Raw genomic sequence first — 26194 nt, forward strand, 5'->3', positions numbered from 1 at the left:
ATGAGGCAGGCTCGGAAAGCGACCATCTGGATCCGGCAGGCAACCGCTCTGGCTTCCGCCCTGTCCCTGTTTGTCCATATCGGCCTAATGGCCCTCGGGACGCAGCCACAGCCGAGGATCGTCCGTGATTCCGAGGCGCGCCACCTGCACCATTCCGATGCTGCGGGCGGCTGCGTCCCGAGCGAACCGGGGAAGGTTGCCGGACATCCCCAGCCCTGCTGCATCCTGAGTTTCCTTCACGGATTGCCTTCGTCGCCGGACGGCGTCCGAACCCCGCCGCGCCGCGTCTCGGCCATCCTGAACTTCGGGGACGGCACGGGGTCCGCAGGAATCCGGCCCTCTCCGCCCTATCCCGTCGGTGCGAGGGCACCGCCCGCGTCGGCCTGACCGGAACGACACGACAACCCTCCTACAGATAGGACAAGACCATGATTACGATCCATTCCCGCGGGGCGCTCGCCGCCGCATTCCTCTCGCTCGCCTTTGCGGCACAGGCCCACACCACCCTCGAGAGCCAGAGCGCTCCCGTATCGTCGACCTACAAGGCGGTTCTGCGCGTCGGCCACGGCTGCGAGGGCGAACCGACCCTGAAGCTGCGTGTCCGCATCCCGGACGGCGTCATCAACGTCAAGCCGATGCCCAAGGCCGGCTGGGAGATGGAGACCGTCAAGGCTCCATACGGCAAGACCTACGACTACTATGGCACTGCGATGTCGGAGGGCGTGCGGGAGATCGTGTGGACCGGCAGGCTGCTCGACGAGCACTACGACGAGTTCGTCTTCCGTGCATACCTGACCGACAGCCTCAGGCCGGACGCCGCGCTCCACTTCCCGACCGTGCAGGAATGCGGGGGCGGCAAGGCGGACCGTTGGATCGAGATCCCGGCCGAGGGCAAGAGCGCCGACGACTACGAGTACCCCGCCCCGGGGCTGAAGTTGATGCCCGCCAAGGCCACGCACTGACAAGGGAGCGGGGTCCCGTCACACGGAACCCCGCGAATCCATGATGCGTGCCATCATCATCACGCTCTGGCTGGCGCTCGCCGGACTGTGGGGCAGCGATGCAGCCCTCGCCCATGCGGCGCTGGTCGAGACACATCCCGCGGACGGCGCCGTCGTCGAGGACGGGCCAGCCGCCGTGCGCCTGCGCTTCAATGAGCCCGTATCGCCCCTGGTCATCGGCCTGACCGATGCACGAGGCCGGTCGCATCCCGGCCTCAGGACCATCGCCCGCAACGAGTTGCTCGAGATATTCCTGCCGCCGGACCTGCCGAGGGGCACCCACGTCCTGAGCTACCGCGTGAATTCCGGCGACGGCCATCCGATCGGCGGAGCCGTCGTGTTCTCGATCGGCGCACCGACCGAGGCCGGCAACCGCTCCGGCGAGACAGGAACGGGAGAGGGCGCCGGCACCGTCCTCTGGCTGGCACGGGTAACCCTCTACCTCGGCCTGTTCGCCGGAGTGGGAGGCGCGTTCTTCCGTGCCTGGCTCGCCCACGGCCTGCCGGGGGTTGCGGTGGATCGCGTGCTCCATGCCTCCATTGCGGTGGGCATCGTCGCTTCCGCTGCATCGCTGGGCTTGCAGGGTATCGATGCCTTGGGGGGTACCCTCGCCGACATGGCAGCTCCGGCCGCGTGGGCGGCGGGATGGGGAACCTCCTACGGCCAAACGACAGCCGCCGGAACGGCGGCGCTCATCCTTGGATGGCTTTCGATGCACGGACCCGATGGCTGGCGAAGGGCAGGAAGCGTGTCGGGGATGGGCGCGGTCGGACTGTCCTTCGCCTTGAGCGGCCATGCCAGCGCAGCGGATCCGCAATGGCTGACGCGTCCCGCAGTCTTCGTCCATGCCGTCGGCATCGCCTACTGGATCGGGGCCCTCATTCCGCTTGCGATCATCATCCGCAAGGCGCCGGGAGCGGCGTTCCCGGTCGTACGCCGCTTCTCCACGGGTGCGCTCGTTACGGTCGCGGCCATTACGCTCGCCGGGATTGCCCTGGCCGTGATCCAGGTGGAGTCCACCGCGAACCTGATCGGCACCGCCTATGGCCAGGTTCTTGTCGCCAAGACCCTGCTGGCAGGCGCATTGCTCGGCTTGGCCGCCCTGAACCGTCGCTGGCTCACGCCTGCCATGACCGCCCCGGAAGGCTCCGGCGCCAAGTGGCTGGTGCGCTCGGTCAAGGCCGAGATCGTCCTTTGCCTCGCAATCCTCGCGCTGGTCGGACTCTGGAGGTTCACCCCGCCTCCAAGGGCGCTCGCATCCTCCGCGGAGGCTTCGAGGCCCGCGAGCGTTCACCTGCACTCGAACAGGCTCATGGCCCAGGTCACGATGTCTCCCGGCAGGGTCGGCCCCACGCGAGCGAGGATCGTCGTCGCGACGGGACAGGCGGAACCGATCGACGCGAAGGAAGTGACCCTCCGGCTCGCACGGCCCGATGCCGGCATCGAGCCCATCGTCCGCAAGGCGAGGAAGGTGGGGTCCTGCGCGTGGGAGGTGGATTCCCTGGTCCTGCCCCTGGCGGGGGCCTGGAAGGCGACGGTGGATGTCCTCGTCGACGACTTCGAGAAGGTCAGCCTCGGAGGATCCCTGACCGTGAAGCCGTGAGCCGCCCGGAAGTCGGCATCTAGCCGTGCAGCTCGGGCAGGTCGTCCCTCAGCCATGCAAGGCGGGAGATGGCGTCTCCGGCCAGGGACTGCATACGGTCCAGCGTGGCCTCGTCGCCGGCGAGGTCTCCGACCTCGAGGTAACGCTCGGCCAGCAACTCGGCCAGCACCACCGGATCCTCCGGGAGCCTCTCTCCCGCCCCTACGCCCTTGAGGGGAACGGATGCACGGTCGAGTTCCCGGGCGGTGCGCCTCGCTCCCTCGATGAAGTCCGTCAGCCGTGTCCGTTCCGGTTCAGGGGACTGGTGCGTGAGAGGCTCGAGAAGGTCGGCGAGATGCCGCTCGAGGTCGGCGAGATCCGTCGCACCCTCACCGTCGCCTCCACCCGTGCGCCTGCGTTCGGTATGGAAGGCCTGCCGGCGCTCCCGCCGGAGGATCGCCACATGTCCCAGCTCCTCGTGCGCCATGGTCTCGGCGGCCTGCCTGACGTCATCCGTCTTCGCATGGGCAGCGACGTAGCTCCAGAAGGCGAAGGCGCGCTCCTCGTTGCGCACCGCCATCGAAAGGGCACGGTAGGCATTGAACAGCCGGGGATGCGCCGTCGCGGAGCCCTCGTCATCGAACGTCTCCGAGGCGTTCCAGCGGATCGTCGCCGGATCGACGCCCTTGCCGTTCGTCCTCCGCGACCAGTCATGGACACTCTCGAGGTGATGCCTTTCGCCGGCGGACAGGCGGTCGAACACGTCCGCCAGTGCCGGATCGCCCTCATGCCTCATCCTTTCGGCGATCTCGGCATAGCGCGTGGCGGCCTCGTCCTCCATGGCGGCAGCGAGGGCCATCAGCTCCTCGATCGACTCCACGGTCCCGGCGGGCTCGTTCCTCAAAAGAGACATCTCGTTCTCCGCGTCATGCAGGAATTTGGTACGCAGGGTTGATATGGCAACTTGGGTCCGTCCGGTTTGACACACATCAATGCGCCACCGCCGTCCTTCATCAGGATGCTTTCGGGCCATCCGACATTCTTGCCGACGGCCTGAGAAGAACCGCAGCGCCTCAACCGAGCAGTTCGGTCCTGGAGTCGTTACGGTCCTTCTGTTCAGAAACAACAAGAATCCGCCTGGACGGTCCCCTGTTGGAAACGCTGCATCCGCCTGCATCCGCCCGACGCCTTGCCAATGCCGGCTTTCGACTGCTGTGCATGGTGAGCTTGCTATGGATAGTAGCCGCCCTCTGGATCGGCGACGCCTTCGCGGCAGGCCGGGTGCAGGAATTCCTTCCGAAGGCTCAACCCGCTGACTTCTTCCCCGGAGCCGACCGCTTCGGTACGCCCCAGGGCGATCCGCCGCTCGTGCCCGTCCAGCAGGGCGACCGCCTGCTCGGCCACGTCTACCTCAACTCCGACGTCACGAGCGCCACCGGCTATTCCGGCAAGCCGATCCACATGCTGGTCGGCATCGATCCGAACGGTGTCATCACCGGGATCAACCTCGTCGACCACAAGGAGCCCATCGTCCTCATCGGTATCCCGGAGCGCCGCATCGTCGATGCGATGAATGCACTCATCGGCAAAGACATGCGGCCGATCTCATCAGGCGCCGAACGGCCGCCCCAGGTCGACATCGTCAGCGGTGCCACCGTGACGGTCCTGGTGATGGGCGACAGCGTCGTACGGTCCGCCGTGCGCCTCATCCGCAGCGGCCGCCTCGGTGCAGGGAGTCCGGCCGCCGCAGCGGCCGCGCCGACCGCCGTGAAGACGGTCGACCTGTCGAAGAGCGAGGTCCGCGACTGGCAGACCCTCCTCGGCGACGGCTCGGTTCGGCGCCTGTCTCTCACCGTCGGCGAGGTCAGCGAGGCCTTCGCCACGGCGGGCAACCAAGAGGCAGCGAACAACCCGGAAACGGGAGAGCCGACCGATCCGTTCATCGATCTGTACCTCGCCCCGGTGAGCGTGCCCACCATCGGGCGCAGCCTGCTCGGCGACGCGGCGTACGAGCAGCTCAAGACAAGGCTCAAGCCGGGGCAACAGGCCATCGTGGTGGCGGGAGAAGGTGCCTACTCGTTCAAGGGCTCCGGCTATGTCCGCGGCGGCATCTTTGATCGCATCGAGCTTCTCCAGGACGGCCAGAGCACCCGCTTCCGCGACCGCAACCACACCCGCCTCGGCGATCTCGCGGCGGAGGGTGCTCCGGCCCTGCGCGAGATCGCCCTGTACGTAGTGCCCGAGGACTTCAAGCTCGACCTCACCGGGCCATGGCAACTGCAACTCCTCGTCCAGAGGAACGTCGGCGCGCGCGACAAGGCGTTCCTGAACTACGATATCGAGTACACGCTGCCGGACCAGTACCTGCGGATCGAGCAGCCTCCCGCACAACCGCAAGCCCAAGTCCAAGTCCAAGACCAAGCGAGCGCGCCACCCGTTGCCGCAGCTACCGCCGTGCAGTCCCTCAACGATGCCGATGCGCTCGCGGCGGGGGAAATCGAGGAGGCGCTCTGGCTCAAGATCTGGAAGACCAACACCGTCTCCATCGGCATCGCCGCCGTCGCGCTTCTGGTCCTCACCGCCATCTTCTTCTTCCAGGACACCTTGGTCCGCCGTCCCAAGGTCTATGTCTGGGTGCGGCGCGCCTACCTGACGTTCACGCTGGTCTGGCTCGGCTGGTACGCCAACGCCCAGCTCTCGGTGGTCAACGTCCTCACCTTCACCAACTCCCTCGTCACCGACTTCAACTGGGAGTTCTTCCTCGCCGCGCCGCTGATCTTCATCCTGTGGGCGGCGGTCGCCGCGGCGCTGCTGTTCTGGGGCCGCGGCCCCTTCTGCGGCTGGCTCTGCCCCTTCGGCGCCCTTCAGGAACTGACCAACAACATCGCCCAGTGGCTGAAGGTGCCGCAGGTCAAGGTACCCTGGGGGCTGCATGAGCGCCTCTGGCCGGTCAAGTACATCATCTTCCTGGGACTGTTCGGGCTGTCCCTCTACTCCGTCGCGCTGGCCGAGGTCTTCGCCGAGGTCGAGCCGTTCAAGACCGCCATCATCCTCAAGTTCGCGCGTGACTGGCCGTTCGTGATCTACGCCCTGACGCTGCTCACGGCAGGCCTGTTCATCGAGCGCTTCTTCTGTCGCTATCTCTGCCCGCTCGGCGCGGCGCTCGCCATTCCCGGCAAGATCCGGATGTTCGAGTGGCTCAAGCGCTGGCCGGAGTGCGGCTCGCCCTGCCAGCGTTGCGCCAAGGAATGCCCGGTGCAGTCGATCCACCCCGAGGGCTTCATCAACGTCAACGAGTGCATCTACTGCATGCATTGCCAGGAGCTGTACCACGACGACCAGCGCTGCCCGCACATGATCCAGGTGCGGCTCAAGCGCGAGAAGCGCGAGGCACTTTCTTCGCCTTCCATGAGCCAGATCAAAGACGGCGGCAAGGGACCCGCTAAAACTGTCATCACCCACAAGGGCAAGGTCATCGGAAAGCCCATGGTAGAGCCGACCCCGGCCGACGTTCCGACAACCGTTTCATGAGCAAGGAGAATCACGTGTCACAAGAGGAAAAGAAAAGCGGCTTCAGCCGTCGCCAGTTACTCGGGACGACCGCCGCCGCCGCTGCGGCCGGGGCCGCGGGCGTCGCCGGCGGCGTGTCCCTGGGCGGCACGGGCCTGATCACGGCGGCCGAGGCGCAGACGGCTCCAGCGGCCCCGGCGGCGCGTCCCGCCGTCGCCAGCAAGTACGAGGTCAAGCCCGGCGAGCTCGACGAGTACTACGTGTTCTTCTCCAGCGGGCAGAGTGGCGAGGTCCGCATCGTCGGCCTGCCGTCCATGCGCGAGCTGATGCGCGTTCCCGTGTTCAACCGCGACAGCGCCACCGGCTGGGGCCAGACCGACCAGAGCCGCAAGATCCTCACCGAGGGACTGACGCCCCAGACCGTCGAGTACCTGAAGGACAAGGGCGGGGTCTACACCGCCGGCGACCTGCACCATCCGCATCTGTCCTTCACGGACGGCACCTACGACGGCCGCTACCTCTTCGTGAACGACAAGCTGAACACCCGCGTCGCGCGCATCCGTCTCGACGTCATGAAGTGCGACAAGATCATCCAGCTCCCCAACCAGCACACGGTGCATGGCCTGCGCGTGCAGAAGTACCCGCGCACGGGCTACGTGTTCTGCAACGGCGAGGACCGCGTGCCGATCCCGAACGACGGCAAGATCCTGGACGACCCGAAGCAGTACTCGTCGATCTACACGGCGGTCGACGGCGACACCATGAAGGTCGCCTGGCAGATCAGGGTCGACGGAAACCTCGACAACACCGACGCGGACTACCAGGGCAAGTACTCCTTCGCCACCTGCTACAACTCGGAGGAAGGCGTGACGCTAGCCGAGATGATGGCCAAGGAACAGGACTGGGTCGTCATCTTCAACCTCAAGCGCATCGAGGATGCGGTGAAGGCCGGCAAGGCCGAGATGATCGGCGGAGTGCCCGTTCTCGACGGCAGGAAGGGTTCCCCATACACCCGCTACGTCCCGGTCGCCAATAGCCCGCACGGCATCAACACCGCGCCTGACGGCATCCACTTCGTGGTCAACGGCAAGCTGTCGCCCACCGTCTCGGTGTTCGACGTGCGCAAGCTCGACGACCTGTTCGCGGATAAGATCCAGCCACGCGACGTCATCGTGGCGGAGCCGGAACTCGGCCTTGGGCCGTTGCACACCGCCTACGACGGCAAGGGCAACGCCTACACGACGCTGTTCCTCGACAGCCAGGTGGTGAAGTGGAACATCGACGCGGCCAAGCGCGCGTTCAAGGGCGAGAAGGTCAACCCGGTGATCCAGAAGCTCGACGTGCACTACCAGCCGGGGCACAACCACACCTCCATGGGCCAGACCAAGGACGCGGACGGCAAGTGGCTCATCTCGCTGAACAAGTTCTCGAAGGACCGCTACCTCAACGTCGGCCCGCTCAAGCCCGAGAACGACCAGCTCATCGACATCTCGGGCGACCGGATGGTGCTCGTGCACGACAGCCCGAGCTTCGCCGAGCCGCACGACGCCACCATCGTGCACCGCTCCAAGATCAACCCGATCAATGCCTGGAAGCGCGATGACCCGTTCTTCGCCGATGCCGTGCAGCAGGCCAAGGCCGATGGCATCACGCTGGAGGCCGACTCGAAGGTGGTCCGCGACGGCAACAAGGTGCGCGTCTACATGACCTCGTCCGCGCCCGCGTTCGGCCTGGAGAGCTTCCAGGTCAAGCAGGGCGACGAGGTGACGGTGTTCGTGACCAACATCGACGAGGTCGAGGACCTGACCCACGGCTTCGCCATCGTCAACTACGGCATCAACATGGAGGTGGCACCGCAGGCCACGGCATCCGTCACGTTCAAGGCCGACCGTCCCGGCGTGTACTGGTACTTCTGCTCCTGGTTCTGCCACGCGATGCACATGGAGATGAAGGGCCGCATGTTCGTCGAGCCGCAGGCGACCTGACGACATGATGGGACCTCGTACACTGGTACGCCTTGGACTGGCGGCGGCACTCGCCGCCAGTCTCTCATCATTCGCTTATGCGGACCGGATTGCGGTGCCGGTGGGCACGTCTCCCCAGGAGATCGTGGATCTCGCAGCCGAAGGGGACGTGGTCGTCCTCAAGGCCGGCGAGCACCGGGGGCCGATCCGGATCTCCCGCAAGGTGACCGTGGAGGGCGAACAAGGCGCAACGCTCATCGGTTCCGGCAAGGGAAGCGTCGTCACGCTCTCCGCTCCGGGGGCCCTCGTGCGTGGGCTGACCATCCGCGGATCGGGAACGAATCTCGAGAGGATGGACGCGGGTGTGTTCGTCGAGCAATCCGCCGTCGGCGCCATCGTGGAGGCCAACCGGATCGAGGGCAACCTCTACGGCATCTACCTCCACGGAGCCGCGGACTCCGTCGCCCGCGGAAACACGATCGTCGGAATCCGGGAAGGACGCGTGAACGAGGCCGGCAACGGCATCTCGGTCTGGAACGCCCCGGGAGCCAAGGTGCTCGACAACAGCGTCCGCTTCGGGCGCGACGGCATCTACGTCATCACCAGCAAGCGCAACGTGTTCAGTGGCAACCGCTTCCAAGATGTCCGCTTCGCGATCCACTACATGTACACCAACGACAGCGAGATCACGGACAACGTCTCCGTCAACAACGCGGTCGGCTTCGCGATGATGTTCTCGAGCCGCCTGAAGATCACGGGCAACGTCTCCGACGGCGACCGCGACCACGGCTTCCTGTTCAACTACGCCAACGCCTCGCAGATCTCCGGCAACTCGGTCATCGGAAGGATTCAGTCTGCCGAACGCTGGAACACCGCAGGTGGGCGCGCCAAGGACGACAAGGAGCACGGCCTGCCGACGCCGGACGCGGGCGAGGTCGCACAGGGCTCCGATGCCCGTCCCGGTCCGACGAAATGCGTGTTCATCTACAACGCCAACCAGAACCGCTTCCGCGACAACTGGTTCGAGGGCTGCGAGATCGGCATCCACTTCACCGCCGGCTCCGAGCGCAACGAAATGGTCGGCAACGCCTTCATCCGAAACCGCAACCAGGTGAAGTATGTCAGCACCCGTTATCTCGACTGGTCCAAGGACGGGCGCGGCAACTACTGGAGCGACAATCCCGCCTTCGACCTGAACGGCGACGGACTCGGCGACAGCGCGTATCGGCCGAACGACCTCGTCGACAAGGTGCTCTGGACCGCGCCGCAGGCCAAGGTGCTGATGAACAGCCCCGCCGTGCAGGTGATCCGCTGGGCGCAGGCCCAGTTCCCGGCCCTGCTGCCGGGCGGCGTCGTCGACAGCCACCCCCTCATGGCGCCGCCCCCGCGCCCGAAGACCGTCGTAGGAGCAAGACCATGACCGGAACGGTCGAGATCAGGAACGTCGTGAAGCGCTTCGGCAAGGTCGAGGCAGTGCGCGACGTCTCCTTCAGCCTGCCGGAAGGCGAGACGGTGGCGCTCGTCGGTCACAATGGCGCCGGCAAGACGACCCTGATGAAGCTCATGCTGGGCCTCATTCGCCCGTCGAGCGGCAACATCGCCGTGCTCGGCGACGATCCGGCCGCGGGACAGTTCGAGGCGCGGCGCAGGCTCGGCTACCTGCCCGAGAACGTGTCGTTCAACGCCGCCCTGACGGGTTCCGAGACGCTCGCTTTCTATGCCCGCCTGAAGCGGGAGACGGACAAGTCCGTCGCTCCGCTCCTCGAGCGGGTCGGTCTCACCCATGCGGCCAACCGTCGTGTCGGCACCTATTCCAAGGGCATGCGCCAGAGGCTCGGCCTCGCCCAGGCGCTGCTGGGCGAGCCACGGGTGCTCCTGCTCGACGAGCCGACCACCGGACTCGATCCGGCCTTGCGCCAGAGCTTCTACGAAATCGTTGAGGATCTGCGCGGACGCGGAGCCACGGTCCTGCTGTCCTCGCACGCCCTGACTGAGCTCGAGGAGCGCGCCGGGCGCGTCGTCATCATGAACCGCGGGATCAAGGTCGCCGATGGCACGCTCGACGAGCTGCGCCGCATCGCGCGCCTGCCGACCCGCATCCGGCTCAAGGTCACCGACGCCGGACTGGCCAACGTGCCGAACTGGCTCGGCCCCGTGGAGGGATGGCGGCGGGTCAACGGCCACATGGTCGAGATCGACGCCTCGCCGGAGAGGAAGATCGAGGTGCTGCGGCGCGCAACCGACGAAGGAGCGCCAGTCGAGGACCTCGACGTGGTGCCCCCAACCCTCGACGAGCTCTATGCCCACTTCCTTCGTTCGCAGGAGACCGCACGATGAGAAACATCCTGATCGTCGCGCGCAAGGAGATCCAGGAGGGCCTGCGCAACCGCTGGGTTCTGGCCACGACCCTGCTGCTCGCGGGCCTCGCCCTGTCACTCACCTTCCTCGGCAGCGCCCCCACAGGCACCGTGGGCGTACGCGCCCTTGACGTGGTGATCGTGAGCCTCTCAAGCCTCACGATCTTTCTCCTGCCGCTGATCGCGCTCCTGATCTCGCACGACGCCATCGTGGGGGAAATGGAGCGCGGCACGATGATACTGCTCCTGAGCTACCCGGTCGGGCGGTGGCAGGTGCTGCTCGGCAAGTTTGTCGGGCACCTGTCAATCCTGGCCTTCGCGACGCTGCTGGGCTACGGCGCGGCCGCCGGCGCCCTTGCGGCGACAGGCGCGGAGATCGACGCTGCGAGCTGGTGGGCGTTTGCCACCATGATCGGCTCCTCGATCCTGCTCGGCGCCGCATTCATCGCGGTTGGATACCTCGTCAGCGCCCTGGTGCGCGAGCGCGGCACGGCCGGCGGCATTGCCGTTGGCATCTGGCTCGTGTTCGTGCTGATCTACGACATGGCACTGCTCGGGATGCTTGTGGTCGACCAGGGGCAGACGCTATCGGGCGGGTTGCTCAACGCCCTGCTTCTGCTCAACCCCGCCGACGCCTACCGCCTGTTCAACCTGACCGGATCCGCCGGGGTCGGCGCGTTCTCCGGCATGGCCGGGGTGGCGCAGACCGCCACCCTGAGCCCCTCCGCCCTCCTCGCCGCGCTCGCCGCCTGGGCCATCGTGCCGCTCGCGCTTGCGGCTCTGGCCTTTTCCAGGAGAGAGTTATGAGAAAGATCGTCCTTCTCGCCGCCTTCGCGGGTGCGCTCGCGCTCGCCGGCTGCAACGACAAGAAGACGACCCAGGCGCCGCCGGCCCCGCTTGAGATGACGGCCTCGGCCATAGGCCACTACTGCGGCATGAACGTGATGGAGCACACCGGGCCGAAGGGGCAGATCATCCTGGCGAGCCGGAAGGAGGCGGTGTGGTTCTCGTCGGCGCGGGATGCGATCTCCTTCACCATGCTGCCGGAGGAACCCAAGGACATCCGCGCGATCTACGTCTCCGACATGGCGAAGGCATCGGACTGGGACAAGCCCGGGGCCACGAACTGGGTCGATGCGAAGCAGGCCTCGTTCGTGATCGGCAGCCGCATGCAGGGCGGCATGGGCGGGGACGAGGCTGTCCCCTTCTCCGACCGGGGCGCCGCGGAGAAGTTCGCGGCCGAGAACGGCGGACGCATCGTCGCCTTCGCGGAGGTGCCCAAGGACTATGTCCTGGGTGCCACGGCCGAGATGACGGGTGCCGTCGAAGGAGGTCCGAGTCCGGAGGGCCAGCATCACGATCATGCTGCCCCCGCTGCGGCAAAGGACGGTCATGCACACTAGGGAGCCAGCCATGTCCCCTCACCTCTCGCGCAGACGCTTCATCGGGATCTCTGCCGCTGCGGCGGGCCTAAGCCTCGTGCCGTTCGGCCACGCGGCAAAAGCCGATGCCCACCTCGTGACCTGGCGCGGCCAGGCGATGGGCGCGGTGGCGACGTTGCAAGTGCACCATCTCGACAGGAGCGTCGCCCAGCGGCTGGTCGAACGCTCGCTCGCCGAGGTGCGCCATCTGGAGCAGGTGTTCAGCCTGTACCAAGAAGACTCTGCGATCGCGACGTTGAACCGGCAGGGTATGCTCGTGGCCCCGCCTGCCGACCTGGTGACGCTCCTTGCCGAATGCCGCCGCTGCTGGGAGCTGACCGGGGGCGCCTTCGATCCCACGGTGCACGCGCTATGGATCCTGTACCGGGATCACTTCTCGATGCCCGACGCCGATCCGCAGGGGCCACCCGCACCGGCGGTCGAGGCTGCCCTGGAGCGTGTTGGTTTCGGCCAGGTGGTGTTCGACGCCAACCGGGTCGTTCTTCCCCGGCGCGGCATGGGATTGACCCTGAACGGCATCGCCCAGGGCTACGTGACCGACCGGGTGGTGGACATCCTGCGCGCGGGCGGCATCGAAAGCAGCCTCGTCGACATGGGCGAACCGCGGGCGGTGGGATCCCACCCGTCGCGGGATCCGTGGCGCGTTGGCATCGCCGACCCCGACCGCCCCGCGCAGGTCGGGGATACGCTTGAGGCCGTCGATCGGGCCGTCGCCACGTCAGGGAGTTACGGATTTCGCTTCGACGTGGCCGGACGCTTCAACCACCTGCTCGATCCGCGAACCGGAGCCTCGTCCCGTCTGTACCGGAGCGTGACCTCCGTCATGCCGACGGCGACCGTTGCCGACGCCTTCTCCACGTCGTTCAGCCTCATGCCGGAGGACGCGATTGCGAACGTTCTCCGCAAGGTCGGCGGCGAGGTCCGGTTGGTCAATGCAGATAGGGAAAGGCGAACGCTGACACGCTAGGCCTCCCGGTACAGGGTTCTGGCCACGGCCTCCACGTCGGCGATGACCAGCCGACGCCTGTAGCGCCCGATCCGGCGCTGCGCCTCCCACGCGCGAAGCGTCCGGCTCACCATGTGCAGGGTGCTCCCGATCAGGTCCGCGAGATCCTGGCGGCTGACCGGGAACGGAATTTCGACCCCTTCCGCAGTCTGCCGCCCGAAGGTTTCCACGAGCCTGAGGATGGCACGGGCGAGGCGCTGCTCGACGGGTTCGGTCGAGAGATCCCGCAGCCTGCTCTCCATCTCGCGCAGGCGCGTCTCAAGGTCCCGGATGACGTTGAGCGCCAGTTGCGGGTATCCGTCCACGAACGCCTTGATGGTTGCCGACGACCATTGGAGTTCCACGCACTCGGTGACGGCAATAGCACTCGTGGGGTAGAACCTGTCCAGCAGGGCGGGACTGCCGAAGACCTCCCCCGGCCTGACATACTTGATGATGACCCGGGGCCCGCTCGGGGTGACCTGAACCAGCCGAACGACACCCGAAACGATGACGTGCACGGCCCGGGCCGGCTGCCCTGCCGTGAAGAGCACGCCTTCGGCCGAGACGGTTCGCCTCTCCGCCTGCCGCAGCATTTCCGCCGCGGCCTCCCGATCGAGATCCTTGAGCAGGCCTTCCGCAAGGACATCGTCGGACATTCAACCCTCTGCCTCATGAGGTGACGCGATCCCGGCGGAGGCAAGACTCCTGGCCATCGCCATGTCCCCGGCCCCGCGCGCCGCCGCGGAACCGATGTCCGCAAAAAGGAACGCGATCTCGTCGAAGACGCCGAGGTCCGCCTCGTCCGTCGTGACGGTGTCGAGTTCGCCGACCAGCTCGAGCAGCGCCGCGATGCGCTCGGCCTGGTGCCGCGCATCGAGGATCAGGGCGCGGACCTGCCGCCGGGTCTCGAGGGACTCGAACCGCTCCAGCGAGGCATCGAGCTTGCCGCGGCACCGACAATCCAGATCGAGCGTGCCCAGGACAGCACGGACCCGCGTCAGGAGATGCGACGGTCTTAGCCTCGCTGTGTGGTCTTCCATTCCAAATTCCTCGTTGCATAAACGGCCCAGACCCCGCGCCCCAAGCCGCTGATCAAGAACTCGCGGGAGAAGAGTGACGCGGTGGAGAAGCAAAACAGTGCCCGCTGATTGACGCGGGCGGAATGAAGCCATGGCTTGGGCTCCTCCCTACAGGCCCGCCATCCAGTCAGCGGCCTTGACCATCGAGGCCAACGCGGGATCCTTTTGCAGCTCGAAAAACCGGACCGGGGTGCGTCCGTGTTCTTCGGGGCGAGAGCGATCACCACTCACCCTATGAGGGCGGCCAAGGCGAAGCTGGATGTCGCCATGCCCACCAGGAACCAGGGCCACCAGGTCGGGAGCGGACTTTCACTTCTGTCGATCATGTTCGCACCTCTTCGCATCATCATGCCCAGTTTGTCCGATGGCGGCGGATGCGACCTTGATCTGAGGCAAGGAATTCGGAAAAGGTGAGCCAGTCTGGCATGAATGACGGTGCCGGCCGAGCGCCCTGTGCAACGAGAATGGTTCGGCTGCCTTGTCGTGATGTCCCGACGAGGCGGAGCGCGCAAAGGCTATTCTGAAGGCGTGGGAGCAGTGGCGATCACGCCTCCGGCTCACCCGGGAGGGTACTGTCAACTTGGCGCCGAAGGGGCAAAGCTGCCGCGGGCGCAGCCGTCACGCCAGTCCACATCAGCTCACGAGGGCGACACCGGTCGCATCGCGCCAGGTGGCGAAGGCGTGATCACGCGCAGTCCGATACTCACTGGCGGAAAGACGGTGACGGCGGAGCTGGAAGCGGTTGTGGATCGGAGTGTGAATGGCGAGAAACTGCTGGGCATGCCGGACTGACTTGAACCGCTTCATGTGACGTTCTCGCCGTCGGGTGGGCTGGAAGTTCCGCCGGAACGCCTCACAAAGGTCTGGTGTCATGGCTTTCCTCCTGGGGCGTCAAAAGCCAACGTTCCACCGCTCCAGGTATGATCAAGTCATTGGAGCAGGCTTGGCGGAGTAAACGCCTCGACAGCCGGGACCGCCCCTGAGGAGTGCGATGGCCACAGACGAAGGCCGGAACAGGATCCTGGCAATCTGGCCTGCACAGCAGGCGATGACACGACGCAGCATCAGAGGTCATCATCGTGCCCCTTGGCTCCTCATGCCCGATCAATCCCTCGCTGCCCTACCCGTCCTCACCAAAAGCTCAGTTCCCGGATTTGTCACTTTTCGAGCGATTTCAGATATTCGATAATATCATCGACCTCCTTTGCATCAAACCGGAACGCAGGCTTGCCCGGGTGACCTGTCATGAGGCCTTCAGCGAGCGCCTCGGCAAGGTGTTCGACCGGATAGCGTTGATGCACCTCGCGCAGAGGCGGTGCATCCGGCAGCGGACTGACGTCGGCTCGCCCGACCGCATGGCAACCTGAACAATTCGCTTTGATCAAGATGCGGCCACGCTCCTCACCTCCGTCCTGCACATCTGCCGCGAGGATGAACAGGGCCATGGCCAAGAGCGGCACCGTCACTGGGTGCTTTGGCATTGCGCCCCAGAGTCTATCGTTGTTGGCATCCTGAGCAAACCCCATATCCTGGCGGAGGTCCCTCATCGAAACCTCAGGGAAAATGGTGTCATGCTCGTCGGCGACCAAAGCGATGTGATCGCCTTCTTCAAGGATCGTCTCACCGCGCAGGGCACAGAGGTCGAGCTCATCTCGACGCATGCCTCCCTGATCTTTCTCGCTGGTGATCGCGCGTTCAAACTGAAACGCGCGGTGCAATACCCCTACCTCGACTTCTCGACGCCGGAGAAACGGCTCGCCTGCTGCCAGGCCGAGATCGAGCTCAACCGGCGCACCGCGCCTCAACTGTACCGTGGCGTCCGGACTGTCACGCGCGAGAGCGACGGCAGCTTAAGCCTCAGCGGGACGGGCCTGCTGGTCGATGCGGTGGTTGAGATGCAACGGTTCGCACAGGACGCTCTCCTCGACACCATGGCTCGGAAGGGTACCCTGACACCCCGGATCATGACAGAGCTGGCTCGTCAGGTCGCGAAACTGCACCAAGGCGCATCAGTGAGCTTCACCCACGGTGGCTCCACCGGCATCGCGGCCGTTCTCGACATCAACGACCGGGGGCTCAGAGATACATCGCTGGTCAGCCCGGAGGCTGCGGGCGAGTTCGCGGATCTGTTCCGACAGGCGCTTGGCCGGCACGCAGAACGTCTGGATCAGCGCCGGGAGGCCGGAAAGGTCCGACGCTGCCACGGCGATCTCATCCTGCGCAACATCTTCCTGATCGATGGCATGCCGACCCTGTTCGATTGCCTTGAGTTCAACGAAGCGCTCGCAACCATCGATGTTCTTTACGACCTTGCTTTCCTGCTGATGGATTTATGGCATCGAGATCAGCGCGAGTTCGCGAACCTCGTTTACAACCGCTACCTTGACGAATGCGACGAGGCCGATGGGTTGGCGCTGGTTCCCTTCTTTATGGCGATCCGGGCCGCCGTCCGCGCGCACGTGACAGCGGCTCAGGCCAAGGATGCATCGCCTGAGGCACAGGAGCCTTTTCATACGGAAGCCCGGGCCTATTTCGATCTCGCGGCTGATCTCCTGAAGCGCGTCAACCCGATGCTCGTTGCCTTTGGCGGCTTCAGCGGAACCGGCAAGTCGACGATGGCCTCTCTCGTCGCGCCGTGCATCGGTGTGCCACCTGGAGCTCGCGTCCTCAACACGGATCGCATTCGCAAGCGCATGTTCGGATTACCTGTAGAAGTGCGCTTGCCACGGGCGGCCTACCGGCCGGATATCTCCCAGAAGGTCTACGCCGCTCTCCGGCGGGACGCTGCGGACGTTCTCGGAGCGGGCACTGCTGTCGTTGCGGATGCTGTTTTTGACCAGGCTGCTGAACGTCAGGCGATCGAAGCCTTGGCCAAGACCTCAGGCGTTCCGTTCCGCGGATTCTGGCTCGACGCACCGGAAGCAACCCTTCTGCGCCGGGTTGAGGAGCGCCGAAACGATCCGTCGGATGCAACGGCTCAAGTGCTTGCGGCTCAGATCCGGTGCGGCTCCGGCGAGATGACCTGGCAGCGGATCGATGCAGCCGCCGCGCCATCCCAAGTCCGAGCAGCGATCTTAGCGCTCTTGCAGACCACGTCCTAAGCGGACGGAGCTATCATGAACCTTTACCCTGCCCCGCTCTGGAGGCTTGACACGGAACGATTCATCCTCGCGGATCACCTGGTTCCCGTGATGTAGTTTGTGAGTTGATCGATCACAAACTCTCTGTCTTCAATCATGCTCTTGACCAGATCACCTATTGAGACCAGCCCAACCAGATTACCATCGTCCATGACGGGAAGGTGCCTCACGCGCTCGGCTGTCATAATCGCCATGCATTCTTCGACGGTCCGATCCGGCGTGACATAAGCAAAGCCGGTTCGCATGACGTCCCTGACCACCGTTGTCGGCGATGATCGGCCTTTCAGGAACACGTCCCTGGCATAGTGGCGTTCTGTGAATATGCCGATGGGATCACCGTTCTCGACAACGACGAGAGCGCCCACGTCCTTGCGGGCCATTTCTTCGATGGCCGCAAAGACTGTGTCATCAGGCCTGATCGTCCATACGAGTTGGCCCTTCTTGTCCAGAATGTGCCGCACGATAGCCATGGTGCCTCCTCAGAGACTGGTTGCTGAGCCGGAAGACCTCAGCAGCCGTATTGTACAAGCACATCGCAAAGTTGGCTCCGCCCACCAGCGCCGCTCATCACGAAAAGTGCCTTGCCGGCGGCGCCCGAGCGATGAGCCCAAGGAGCCGCGCCCGCCCACGGTCGAAGCGGCGCTGTTCGAGAGCGGCCGGCCGGTTCTGCTCGTGCCTCCGACCCCGCCTGCCACTCTCGGCACGACCGTGGTGATTGCCTGGAACCGGAGTACGGAGACGGCCCGCACGGTGGCCCTGGCAATGCCCCTGCTGGCCAAGGCGCAGCGGGTTGTGGTGATCGACTTCGAGGACTGGGGCGTGTCGGGCCCCTCCCCCCAGGATCTCAGCCACACCCTCGCACGGAACGGGCTGCCGGTGGAAACACGAACGGTCCCGAACCCACATGGACATACCGGCGAGGCCATTCTCTCAGCGGCTGGGTCGCTCGGGTGCGATCTGCTCGTCAAAGGCGCCTACACCCAGAGCCGGCTGCGGCAGTTCATTTTCGGCGGGGCGACCAGCCACATTCTGTCCAACACCACTGTTCCGCTGCTGATGGCGCACTCGGCTGCGGTGCCCAGTCCGTCACGCAGATCGCCAGACCAGCAGTTCGTTTGCCGCCGGCGAAGCAGGGGTGTATACTACGCAGATGCCAAGCAGCCGCGCCACGCGGCGCCGGTCGATCAGGACATGCCTCGTGACGCAGGGAACCCCTTGCCCCATTGGAGGCCCGTCATGACGATCGCACCCACACTTCAAAAGTACATGGACGAGCGCGGGATTCGGTACGAGCTTGTGCCGCATGAACCAAGCCTGTCGGCTCTGGGCTCCGCCCACGCAGGTCACATCCCGGGTGACAGGCTGGCCAAAGCTGTCGTGCTCAACGATGGGGGCCGCTACAAACTCGCTGTTCTCCCTGCCTCACATCATCTCCGGCTGTCCGACCTCAGGACGGAGCTCGGGCATGAGATTCACTTGGCCACGGAACCGGAAGCCGCGGGCGTCTTCCGCGACTGTGCGTTCGGCGCGATTCCGGCGGTGGGCGCCTGCTATGGGCTGGATGTAATCATCGACACCAGCATCGACCAGCAGCAGGAGCTGTACTTTGAGGGTGGAGACCATGCGACGCTGGTTCATGTGAACGGGGCCGAGTTTGCCCGGCTCAATCCCCAGGCCCAGCACGGATCTTTCAGCGGTCGCGCTTGATGGCTTGGCTCGGGTGGCAGAAGGCGGGCATGGGCCTGACAGGGGGTTGCCAAGCTAAGGAGAAGCACGATGAAAGCAGCTATGGTGTTTGCCGGTAGCGGACCGATTGTGATCCTGACGTCGTACCCGTCCTTGTCCGACGCTGGCCTGTTACGCGGCCTGAAGGAGCACGGGGTCAGCAAGTTCATCGCCTACGAGCTGCCGCTCGATCTTGTGGCGGCCCGCTATGGCGGTCACTTCCAAGTCGTTCTGAACGATGCGCGCGATAATGATGACCTGCGGGTGCTGGACGTCAACGGCGACCGTGCCTTCCGGCTCTTCCGGTTTTCCGAGCTGGGTCCGCCGGTCATGCATGACGACAAGCACCCGGATTGGACAGAGACGGCCGCCTGAAGTTACAGAGAGGCAATGGCTTCTGTTAAGGTGGTGTTGTCACACATGGACATTGCCGAAGGCCAGTTCGCCCTCCCCTTTCAGCCGGCGTAGCGAGGTAGTCAGGATCCAACCATAGAAGAGCGTGACCGCAAGGATCACGAGCCAGCCCGGCACCGGGCCGATGGCAGAGTTGCGCACCCACTCTCCGACCGTGCCGATCAGACGGGTTTCGACGGCACTCTCCTGCATTCGGATGAAGGTGGTCTTCACCAGCCAGGCAACCAGCAGGATCAGGAACAGCCAGCAGTAGTTGCGCCGCATCCGACGGGAGATGGCCTGGCTGTGGCTGGTCAGAAACAAGGGACGCCTGAGATCATCCCCCAGCTTGTGGATCCAGTCATCCGTCGTGCCCTCCTCAGGAGCAAAGATCTGGGCATAGTAGTTGCGCTCCATGCGGCGCACGCGGTTGCGGTAGACGTCAAAGAAGCGGTAGCGGCGCGCCTCGATCACCAGGAGCAGCAGAACCAGGACCATGGCAAACAGCAGCACGCCATGGTGGGCGGTCGGCGTGGAGAGCGAGACCGACAGCATGGCCGCCACGACGGTGATGGCCCAGTTGGTGGTGCGGTCGATCCGGTCGCGCCAGCCCGCCATGCGGGCGATCTCGGCGCGATGGTAGTGCGCCATGACGTTGATGAACTCGGTCGAGGTGCTTGGAAAGACCGGTGCCGTGATGGTCGGGCGCAGATCTTGGACAGTGCTGTGAATGTTCTTCGGCCGCATGGTGTCTCTCCCTCCACTCTGGACGGCGTTCGGACACTCTGGTCAGCGCTGAAGGCGCGTCCTGGTTTAGGGCCCCAAAAGGGATGATAGCACCGACCGGTGACCTTCGCAGATCAATCCTTCACGCTTGGTTCCTGACAGCCGAGATGATCGAGGGAAACCGCTGCAGGCCCTTGGCGGAGCAGGTGCGCGTAGCGATTGGCCGCAGCTCGGACTTCTACAGGCCGCGGGCGAACTCCGCCGCCCTCGTCACCAGGCACACCACGTCTCAGCTTGGAGGAATGTCATTCCGCATAGCTTGATGGCCTGCGAGACAGTTTGGTACTATGATGAACGAAAGGGGCACCTAGACCTTCAGTCTCGGAGACTGGTACGTGTTCCGGAAGCGTGTCACCCGAATGATGGCCACCGTCATCGTGTTGATGGTATCGACGGCAGTGAGCGCTTCGGAGACCGAGCTCAAATCTGGTGCGGATCGGTACGTGACCTCAATCGTAGTGACTGGCCCCATCGGGCCCGCGACCGCCAAGTACGTCAAGGATACCCTTCTCGCCGCCAGTCCGCAGCACGTGGAGGCGGTGATCCTGCGCCTGAACACACCGGGGGGATTGGCCACGAGCATGCGCGAGATCATCGCTGACGTGCTGGCCTCGCCCGTGCCGGTCATTGGCTTCGTGGCCCCCGCCGGTGCCCACGCGGCCAGCGCCGGCACTTACATCCTCTATGCGACCCATGTGGCCGCCATGGCGCCGGGCACCAATCTGGGCGCCGCAACCCCGGTGCAGATCGGCAGCCCGCTTGCACCCGCCCCCCGGGAGCCCGAGAAGGACAAGGAAGGCGGTGATCGGCCGTCGCTGGGATCTGGCGATGCCATGACGGCCAAGGTAACCAACGATGCGGTTGCCTTCATCCGCAGCCTGGCCGAACTCCGGCACCGGAATGCGGACTGGGCGGAACAGGCTGTGCGGGAGGCGGCAAGCCTCTCGTCCCTGGCGGCATTGGACAAGAGCGTCATTGACCTCCTCGCCACAAGCCCTGAGGATCTCCTCGCCCGCATCGATGGACGTGAAGTCGAGGTCAAGGGCGAGCGCCAACGCCTGGCCACCAAGGATCTCACGATCAGGTCCGAGGAGCCGGGTTGGCTCATCCGGCTGCTCGGGGTGATCACGAACCCGAATGTGGCCTTCATCCTGATGATCGTCGGCGTCTACGGCCTCATCTTCGAATTCAGCAATCCCGGGGCCGTCGCGCCTGGCGTGATCGGCGCCATCTGCCTTGTCCTCGGCCTGTATGCCCTAAACATGCTGCCGGTGGACTACACCGGGCTTGCGCTGATGCTGCTTGGGCTCGCCTTCCTGGTCGCGGAGGCGTTCAACCCGACCGTGGTGCTTGGAACAGGAGGGTTGGTGGCCTTCCTGCTCGGAGCGTTGATGCTGATCGACACCGATGCGCCGGAATTCCAGCTCTCCTGGACAGTGATTGGGGGTGCCATGCTGGCCAGCATCGGCCTCTTGTCCCTGACACTCGGCTATGTCTGGCGTACCCGCCATCAGCCCGTCCGCACCGGCGCTTCAGCCATGCTCGGCCAGCCCGCAGAGGTGCTCGACTGGTTGGGCCAAGAGGGGCACGTGCTCGCATTTGGGGAGCGCTGGCAGGCGCAAGCCTCCCAGGCTCTGATGCCGGGCGAGCATGTTACAATCACCAGGATCGACGGCCTGATGCTTGAGGTGCGGCGCATGCCCGAATTGGCAGTGAGTCCAGGAGGACAGCCATGATCTTCGATTATGTCGCTTACCTGGTTCTGGTGCTGCTCATCGTGGCCTTCCTGGCCGCGGCCATCCGGATCCTGCGGGAATACGAGCGCGGCATCGTGTTCACCCTTGGCCGGTTCACAGGGGTGAAGGGCCCTGGGCTGATCATCCTTGTTCCCTTCGTGCAGCAGATGGTTCGGGTTGATCTGCGGGTGTTCGTGCAGGACGTGCCACCCCAGGATGTGATCTCGCGTGACAATGTCTCGGTGAAGGTCAATGCCGTCATCTACTTCCGCATCGTCGATCCCGAACGGGCCATCATCAAGGTCGAGAACTACATGGCCGCAACCAGCCAACTGGCACAGACTACCCTACGCTCGGTGCTGGGCAAGCACGAGCTCGACGAGATGCTGGCCGAGCGCGACCGGCTCAATGCCGACATTCAGCAGATCCTCGACCAGCAGACGGATGCCTGGGGGATCAAGGTGGCGAATGTTGAGATCAAGCATATTGACCTCAACGAGAACATGATCCGTGCCATCGCCAAGCAGGCGGAGGCGGAGCGCCTGCGGCGAGCGAAGGTGATCAACGCCGAGGGCGAGCAGCAGGCAGCCGAAAAGCTCGTGGAGGCGGGGAGACTGCTTGCGGCTGAGCCACAGGCGATGCAGCTCCGCTATTTTGCGGCTCTGCACGATATTGCCAGCGAGCGTTCGTCGACCATTATCTTTCCGCTGCCCACGGACCTTCTGACGCACCTTGGCGGCGCATCCGGGCGTCAGGCCGCTGCGGCTCGCGACGCAGCAGATCCGCAAGACCGCGGCCGAGAGGCAGGGATGCCCAGCCTTGGTGCCAAGTGCGCCTGAGCCCCCTGCCCAGGATGGCAGGGACGCTGCGGAGACGGCTGCCGTGCAATGAGAGAGATCCCCACCTGCCCTACTCACAGCCGTGCTCGAACATCTTTCTCCGCGTGCAATAGGGATCCTGCTGCATCCAACAGATCCTGCACAGGCAACGAGTGTCGGTGATAGGGATAGGACCGTGGGACAGGTACTCAGGACTTTCCTGCGGCTGGTCCGAAGATATCACCTTTGACTTCTGTGGGGTTCCACGCGGATGAGCATGGGTGCATAAGGAGAGATGCGAATTGCCGAGATCGTCATTTGCAGGATCAAGGAGCTCCCGGGCCACCGCTTACAGGTCCAGCCCGTGTGAGAGCTCAATCCAAGCGGATCGCGGCAAACTATTTGTCCAAGTTCATGCGGCTGCGCCGGGGATTAGCCGGTCTACTGAGTTTCATAAAGCATAGAATTGCTCCACGAAGTGGCCCGTGAGCGTTTTCACATTGACTCTGTTATGAACTGACCTTCGAACAGATAAAATATGGTATCGAAGTCGCAGAGGAACCTCACCAACAGCGGTTGCATGGCTCGGTCGCTCAGACCTGAGGCCTAACAGACTTGCGCTGGGTTTGGCGGGACACGACGACAGCGATGCAGCACGTCACAGTCTTCGGTGGGTCGGGCTTTATCGGACGGCATCTGGTTGAGCGTCTCACCAGGGCGGGAGCGTCCGTACGGATCGCGGCGCGCCATCCGCTCACAACGGCAGAGCCTCCGAGGCCGGCTCGGATCCAGTATGTCGCGGCCAACATTCTCGATGATGCGGCGGTCGAGGCGGCGATCCAGGGAGCCGACACGGTGATCAATCTGGTCGGCATTCTCTCGCAGGCGCACCGGCAAACCTTCACGGCCGTCCATGAAGACGGCGCTCACCGGGTTGCGGCCACCGCCAGACGCTTGGGTGTGAGGCAACTCGTCCATGTGTCGGCGCTTGGGGCCAGCCGCACGGCACCAGCCCAGGCGGATCGGTCCAAAGCGGCCGGAGAAGCGGCGGTGCGTGCCGCGTTTCCCGAGGCAACAATCATCCGGCCCAGCCTGGTCTTTGGGCCAGACGATCACTTCTTCAACGGCTTTGCCACGCTGGCGCGCCGGCTACCGGCGCTGCCGCTGATCGGCGGCGGACGGACGAGGTTTCAGCCCGTCTATGTTGCGGACGTGGTGGCAGGATTCGCCGCCATTCTGGCGAGCCCAGCCAACCGTGGGACGACCTACGAGTTCGGAGGCCCGCGGGTTTCCACCTTCAAAGAGCTGCTGGAGTTTGTCTGCGCGACCGTCGGCGTCCAACCGCTGCTGGTGCCCGTGCCATACTGGGCGGCTGAGCTGTTAGGCGGGCTGCTGCAATTGTTTCCCAAAGCGCCCCTCACGCGCGATCAGGTCCGGCTGCTGAGGACTGACAAAGTGGTCAGCGGCTCCGAGCCAACACTCGCCAATATCGGGGTTGAAGCCAAAGCCCTTGAGACAATCGTGCCTGGGTATCTGGCAGTCTACCGACGGCGGGCCTGATCTCCCCGACGCCTGTCATAAGGCCATGGCACCGTAATCCGCCCGAGCAGGAACTTCGAGCCTGGTTATGCTTGGCGCCTTCGTCGCAACTCGCCACGCCTAACCAACAATTGGTACTCGACAGTTTTCAGTCTACGATTTCCTGCGGCGCGGCTATGGTGTCGTCGTTCAAAGCAACAGAGGTCGAGCGCCGTGCGTCTTAAGAATTGCCTCAATTTTCATGACTTCCGCCAACTGGCCAAAAAGCGCCTGCCTGGTCCGATTTTTAACTACATCGACGGCGGCGCCGATGACGAAGTCACCTACCACCGCAACACGGCCGCATTCGACACTTGTGACCTCGTCCCGAACGTGCTGCGCGGTGTCACCGAGGTCGACCTTTCGGTGACAGTCATGGGCCAGAAGCTGGCACTGCCGGTTTATTGCTCGCCGACCGCCCTCCAGCGGCTGTTTCATCACCAGGGCGAACGAGCCGTCGCCGCCGCAGCGGCACGTTTCGGTACGATGTTCGGCGTGTCTTCCCTGGGCACAACAAGCCTGGAGGAGGCGCGCCGGATCAGCTCTACGCCTCAGGCTTATCAGTTCTATTTCCACAGAGATCGCGACCTTAACCGGGAGATGCTGACACGGGCCAAAAAGGCTGGTGTCGAGGTGATGATGCTGACCGTCGACAGCATCACGGGCGGCAACCGAGAGCGTGACAAGCGCACCGGCTTTTCGATCCCGTTCAAGCTCAATCTCGCGGGGGTTACGCAGTTTGCGATCCGTCCGGCCTGGGCGTTCAACTATTTAACGCACGAGCCGTTCAAGCTGCCACAACTCGACGGTCATGTGGACATGGGCCGTGGCGCCATGTCAATCAGCCGCTACTTTACCGACATGCTTGATCCGTCGCTGTCATGGCAGGATGTCGCTCAGATGGTCGAAGAATGGAACGGTCAGTTCTGCCTCAAGGGTGTGATGTCCGTCGAAGACGCCAAGCGGGCGGTCGAGATCGGGTGCAGCGGGATTGTACTTTCAAATCATGGCGGTCGGCAGCTCGACGGCTCCCGCACCGCCTTTGAACAGCTTGCGGAAGTCGTTGATGCCGTCGGCGACCGCATCGACGTCCTTATGGATGGGGGGGTGCAGCGCGGTAGTCACGTCCTCAAGGCGCTTTCGCTTGGGGCTAAGGCCGTGGGTCTCGGTCGGTATTATCTTTTCCCATTGGCGGCTGCCGGTCAGGCAGGAGTAGAACGTGCGCTTGAGCTGATGCGCACAGAGCTCGTGCGGGATATGAAGCTTATGGGCTGCACCTCAATTGATCAACTCAGCCGTGACAATATACGCTTCCGATGAGTCTTTCTGGTACTGTCAGGTTGGCTAGGGCTCCGGTCTATGGCAGCGTCACAGGCATGAGCACGATGTTCAATCCGTACCGCGGCTTCCGTTTTCCGGCCGAAGTCATCAACTAGGCGGTTTGGCTCTACCACTGCTTCAGCCTCAGCCTGCGTGAAGTCGAACTGATCCTTGCGGCGCGAGGTGTGGTGGTCAGCTATGAGACCATCCGCGAATGGAGCCTGCGCTTCGGACGGATCTATGCCAAGACCCTCAAGCGTCGCCGGCCACAGCCCGGCGACATATGGTTCTTGGATGAGGTCTTTGTCCGCATCCGAGGCAAACTGCACTATCTCTGGCGAACCATTGATCAGCACGGGAACGTGCTCGATGTGCTGGTCCACAACCGGCGCAACAAGCGGGCTGCCAAGCGCTTCTTTCGCAAGCTGTTGAAGGGCCTGTGCTACGTGCCGAGGGTAATCGTGACCGACAAACTCGGATCTTACGGGGCCGCAAGGCGCGAGATCCTGCCAGGCGTGGAACATCGGCAAAGCCGATACCTGAACAATCGCTGTGAGGTGTCGCACCAACCCACCCGACGGCGTGAACGCCACATGCGGCGGTTCAAGTCAGCCGGGCAGGCCCAGCAATTTCTCGCCACTCATTCTTCGATCCACAGCCACTTCCAACTTCGCCATCTGGATTTGCTTCGCTTTTGAGGAGAGCGGTTTTGTAGCGATCCGGCTAGCCTTTCAAACTGAACCGGGCTGACATAGTCCAGTGTCGAATGACGCCG

Annotated in this window: 24 protein-coding genes and 1 pseudogene; 18 read left to right on the forward strand and 7 right to left on the reverse strand. The window is 64.3% G+C overall.

Going from position 1 to position 26194, the window contains the following annotated elements; genetic code table 11:
- The 3 genes from JKL45_RS18060 to JKL45_RS18070 are packed head-to-tail and all read left to right on the forward strand — an operon-like array spanning position 1 to position 2604.
- Positions 1-387 carry a hypothetical protein gene (locus JKL45_RS18060; protein ID WP_201862972.1) on the forward strand — a complete coding sequence of 129 codons (387 nt, stop codon included), beginning with the start codon at positions 1-3 and terminating at the stop codon, positions 385-387.
- Positions 388-428: 41 nt separating this feature from the next.
- Entirely contained in the window at positions 429-962 is a 534-nt protein-coding gene (locus JKL45_RS18065) for a YcnI family copper-binding membrane protein (RefSeq protein WP_201862973.1), read from the forward strand.
- A 40-nt stretch (positions 963-1002) separates the two neighbouring features.
- The gene (locus JKL45_RS18070) at positions 1003-2604 is read left to right on the forward strand and encodes a copper resistance CopC/CopD family protein (protein WP_201862974.1); all 1602 of its coding nucleotides are present in this window, start codon (positions 1003-1005) and stop codon (positions 2602-2604) included.
- Between the two features lie 19 nt (positions 2605-2623).
- On the opposite strand, the gene JKL45_RS18075 is transcribed toward JKL45_RS18070, so the two are convergent.
- The gene (locus JKL45_RS18075; RefSeq protein WP_201862975.1) at positions 2624-3496 is read right to left on the reverse strand and encodes a ferritin-like domain-containing protein; all 873 of its coding nucleotides are present in this window, start codon (positions 3494-3496) and stop codon (positions 2624-2626) included.
- Positions 3497-3801: 305 nt separating this feature from the next.
- Here JKL45_RS18075 and JKL45_RS18080 point away from each other — a divergent pair, with 305 nt between their 5' ends.
- Genes JKL45_RS18080 through JKL45_RS18110 form a run of 7 tightly spaced genes read left to right on the forward strand, consistent with a single transcriptional unit; the run spans position 3802 to position 12823 of the window.
- The gene (locus JKL45_RS18080; protein ID WP_201862999.1) at positions 3802-6114 is read left to right on the forward strand and encodes a NosR/NirI family protein; all 2313 of its coding nucleotides are present in this window, start codon (positions 3802-3804) and stop codon (positions 6112-6114) included.
- A 14-nt stretch (positions 6115-6128) separates the two neighbouring features.
- The gene (nosZ, locus tag JKL45_RS18085; protein ID WP_201862976.1) at positions 6129-8078 is read left to right on the forward strand and encodes a TAT-dependent nitrous-oxide reductase; all 1950 of its coding nucleotides are present in this window, start codon (positions 6129-6131) and stop codon (positions 8076-8078) included.
- 4 nt (positions 8079-8082) lie between these two features.
- Complete coding sequence (locus JKL45_RS18090) at positions 8083-9477, forward strand: nitrous oxide reductase family maturation protein NosD (protein WP_201862977.1); 1395 nt, start codon at positions 8083-8085, stop codon at positions 9475-9477.
- Complete coding sequence (locus tag JKL45_RS18095; protein WP_201862978.1) at positions 9474-10394, forward strand: ABC transporter ATP-binding protein; 921 nt, start codon at positions 9474-9476, stop codon at positions 10392-10394. The genes JKL45_RS18090 and JKL45_RS18095 overlap by 4 nt, the downstream gene beginning before the upstream one ends.
- Positions 10391-11221, forward strand: a complete 831-nt coding sequence (locus JKL45_RS18100; protein WP_201862979.1) for a DUF2705 family protein — start codon at positions 10391-10393, stop codon at positions 11219-11221. The genes JKL45_RS18095 and JKL45_RS18100 overlap by 4 nt, the downstream gene beginning before the upstream one ends.
- The gene (locus tag JKL45_RS18105) at positions 11218-11817 is read left to right on the forward strand and encodes a nitrous oxide reductase accessory protein NosL (protein WP_201862980.1); all 600 of its coding nucleotides are present in this window, start codon (positions 11218-11220) and stop codon (positions 11815-11817) included. The genes JKL45_RS18100 and JKL45_RS18105 overlap by 4 nt, the downstream gene beginning before the upstream one ends.
- 10 nt (positions 11818-11827) lie before the next feature.
- The gene (locus JKL45_RS18110; RefSeq protein WP_201862981.1) at positions 11828-12823 is read left to right on the forward strand and encodes an FAD:protein FMN transferase; all 996 of its coding nucleotides are present in this window, start codon (positions 11828-11830) and stop codon (positions 12821-12823) included.
- On the opposite strand, the gene JKL45_RS18115 is transcribed toward JKL45_RS18110, so the two are convergent.
- The 4 genes from JKL45_RS18115 to JKL45_RS30000 form a co-directional block, all read right to left on the reverse strand.
- On the reverse strand, positions 12820-13500 hold the full coding sequence (locus JKL45_RS18115) for a Crp/Fnr family transcriptional regulator (protein WP_201862982.1): 681 nt from the start codon (positions 13498-13500) through the stop codon (positions 12820-12822). The two genes, JKL45_RS18110 and JKL45_RS18115, sit on opposite strands and share 4 nt — an antisense overlap.
- Complete coding sequence (locus JKL45_RS18120) at positions 13501-13884, reverse strand: hypothetical protein (protein WP_201862983.1); 384 nt, start codon at positions 13882-13884, stop codon at positions 13501-13503. It lies immediately after the preceding gene.
- Positions 13885-14556: 672 nt separating this feature from the next.
- On the reverse strand, positions 14557-14796 hold the full coding sequence (locus JKL45_RS18125; protein ID WP_201862984.1) for a hypothetical protein: 240 nt from the start codon (positions 14794-14796) through the stop codon (positions 14557-14559).
- Between the two features lie 284 nt (positions 14797-15080).
- Entirely contained in the window at positions 15081-15641 is a 561-nt protein-coding gene (locus JKL45_RS30000) for a c-type cytochrome (RefSeq protein WP_246498653.1), read from the reverse strand.
- Between JKL45_RS30000 and JKL45_RS18135 the strand changes: the two genes are divergently transcribed.
- Complete coding sequence (locus JKL45_RS18135) at positions 15636-17024, forward strand: bifunctional aminoglycoside phosphotransferase/ATP-binding protein (protein ID WP_376771048.1); 1389 nt, start codon at positions 15636-15638, stop codon at positions 17022-17024. The genes JKL45_RS30000 and JKL45_RS18135 overlap by 6 nt on opposite strands.
- A 74-nt stretch (positions 17025-17098) precedes the next feature.
- Here JKL45_RS18135 and JKL45_RS18140 read toward each other — a convergent pair whose 3' ends face one another.
- Positions 17099-17533, reverse strand: coding sequence for a CBS domain-containing protein (locus tag JKL45_RS18140; protein ID WP_201862986.1), 435 nt, complete (start codon positions 17531-17533; stop codon positions 17099-17101).
- A gap of 106 nt (positions 17534-17639) precedes the next feature.
- On the opposite strand from JKL45_RS18140, the gene JKL45_RS30690 reads away from it, so the two are divergent.
- Complete coding sequence (locus JKL45_RS30690) at positions 17640-18770, forward strand: YbaK/EbsC family protein (protein WP_201862987.1); 1131 nt, start codon at positions 17640-17642, stop codon at positions 18768-18770.
- A gap of 69 nt (positions 18771-18839) precedes the next feature.
- Positions 18840-19163, forward strand: coding sequence for a cytosolic protein (locus tag JKL45_RS18150; protein WP_201862988.1), 324 nt, complete (start codon positions 18840-18842; stop codon positions 19161-19163).
- 39 nt (positions 19164-19202) lie between these two features.
- Here JKL45_RS18150 and JKL45_RS18155 read toward each other — a convergent pair whose 3' ends face one another.
- A complete protein-coding gene (locus JKL45_RS18155) occupies positions 19203-19928 on the reverse strand; it encodes a DUF2270 domain-containing protein (RefSeq protein WP_201862989.1) in 726 nt (241 codons plus the stop codon).
- Between the two features lie 422 nt (positions 19929-20350).
- On the opposite strand from JKL45_RS18155, the gene JKL45_RS18160 reads away from it, so the two are divergent.
- The 5 genes and pseudogenes from JKL45_RS18160 to JKL45_RS18180 all read left to right on the forward strand — a co-directional run.
- Positions 20351-21703, forward strand: a complete 1353-nt coding sequence (locus tag JKL45_RS18160; RefSeq protein ID WP_246498662.1) for an NfeD family protein — start codon at positions 20351-20353, stop codon at positions 21701-21703.
- Positions 21700-22542, forward strand: a complete 843-nt coding sequence (locus tag JKL45_RS18165; RefSeq protein WP_201862990.1) for a slipin family protein — start codon at positions 21700-21702, stop codon at positions 22540-22542. Before JKL45_RS18160 ends, JKL45_RS18165 begins: the two co-directional genes overlap by 4 nt.
- A 627-nt stretch (positions 22543-23169) precedes the next feature.
- The gene (locus JKL45_RS18170; RefSeq protein WP_201862991.1) at positions 23170-24081 is read left to right on the forward strand and encodes a complex I NDUFA9 subunit family protein; all 912 of its coding nucleotides are present in this window, start codon (positions 23170-23172) and stop codon (positions 24079-24081) included.
- Between the two features lie 192 nt (positions 24082-24273).
- Positions 24274-25419: an alpha-hydroxy acid oxidase gene (locus JKL45_RS18175; RefSeq protein ID WP_201862992.1), complete on the forward strand. Its 1146-nt coding sequence runs from the start codon at positions 24274-24276 to the stop codon at positions 25417-25419.
- Between the two features lie 56 nt (positions 25420-25475).
- A pseudogene (locus JKL45_RS18180) lies at positions 25476-26087 on the forward strand (IS6 family transposase); the annotation flags it as partial.
- Positions 26088-26194: the final 107 nt, after the last annotated feature.

It is taken from the genome of Microvirga soli, from assembly GCF_016734765.1.
Classification (GTDB): Bacteria; Pseudomonadota; Alphaproteobacteria; order Rhizobiales; family Beijerinckiaceae; genus Microvirga; species Microvirga soli.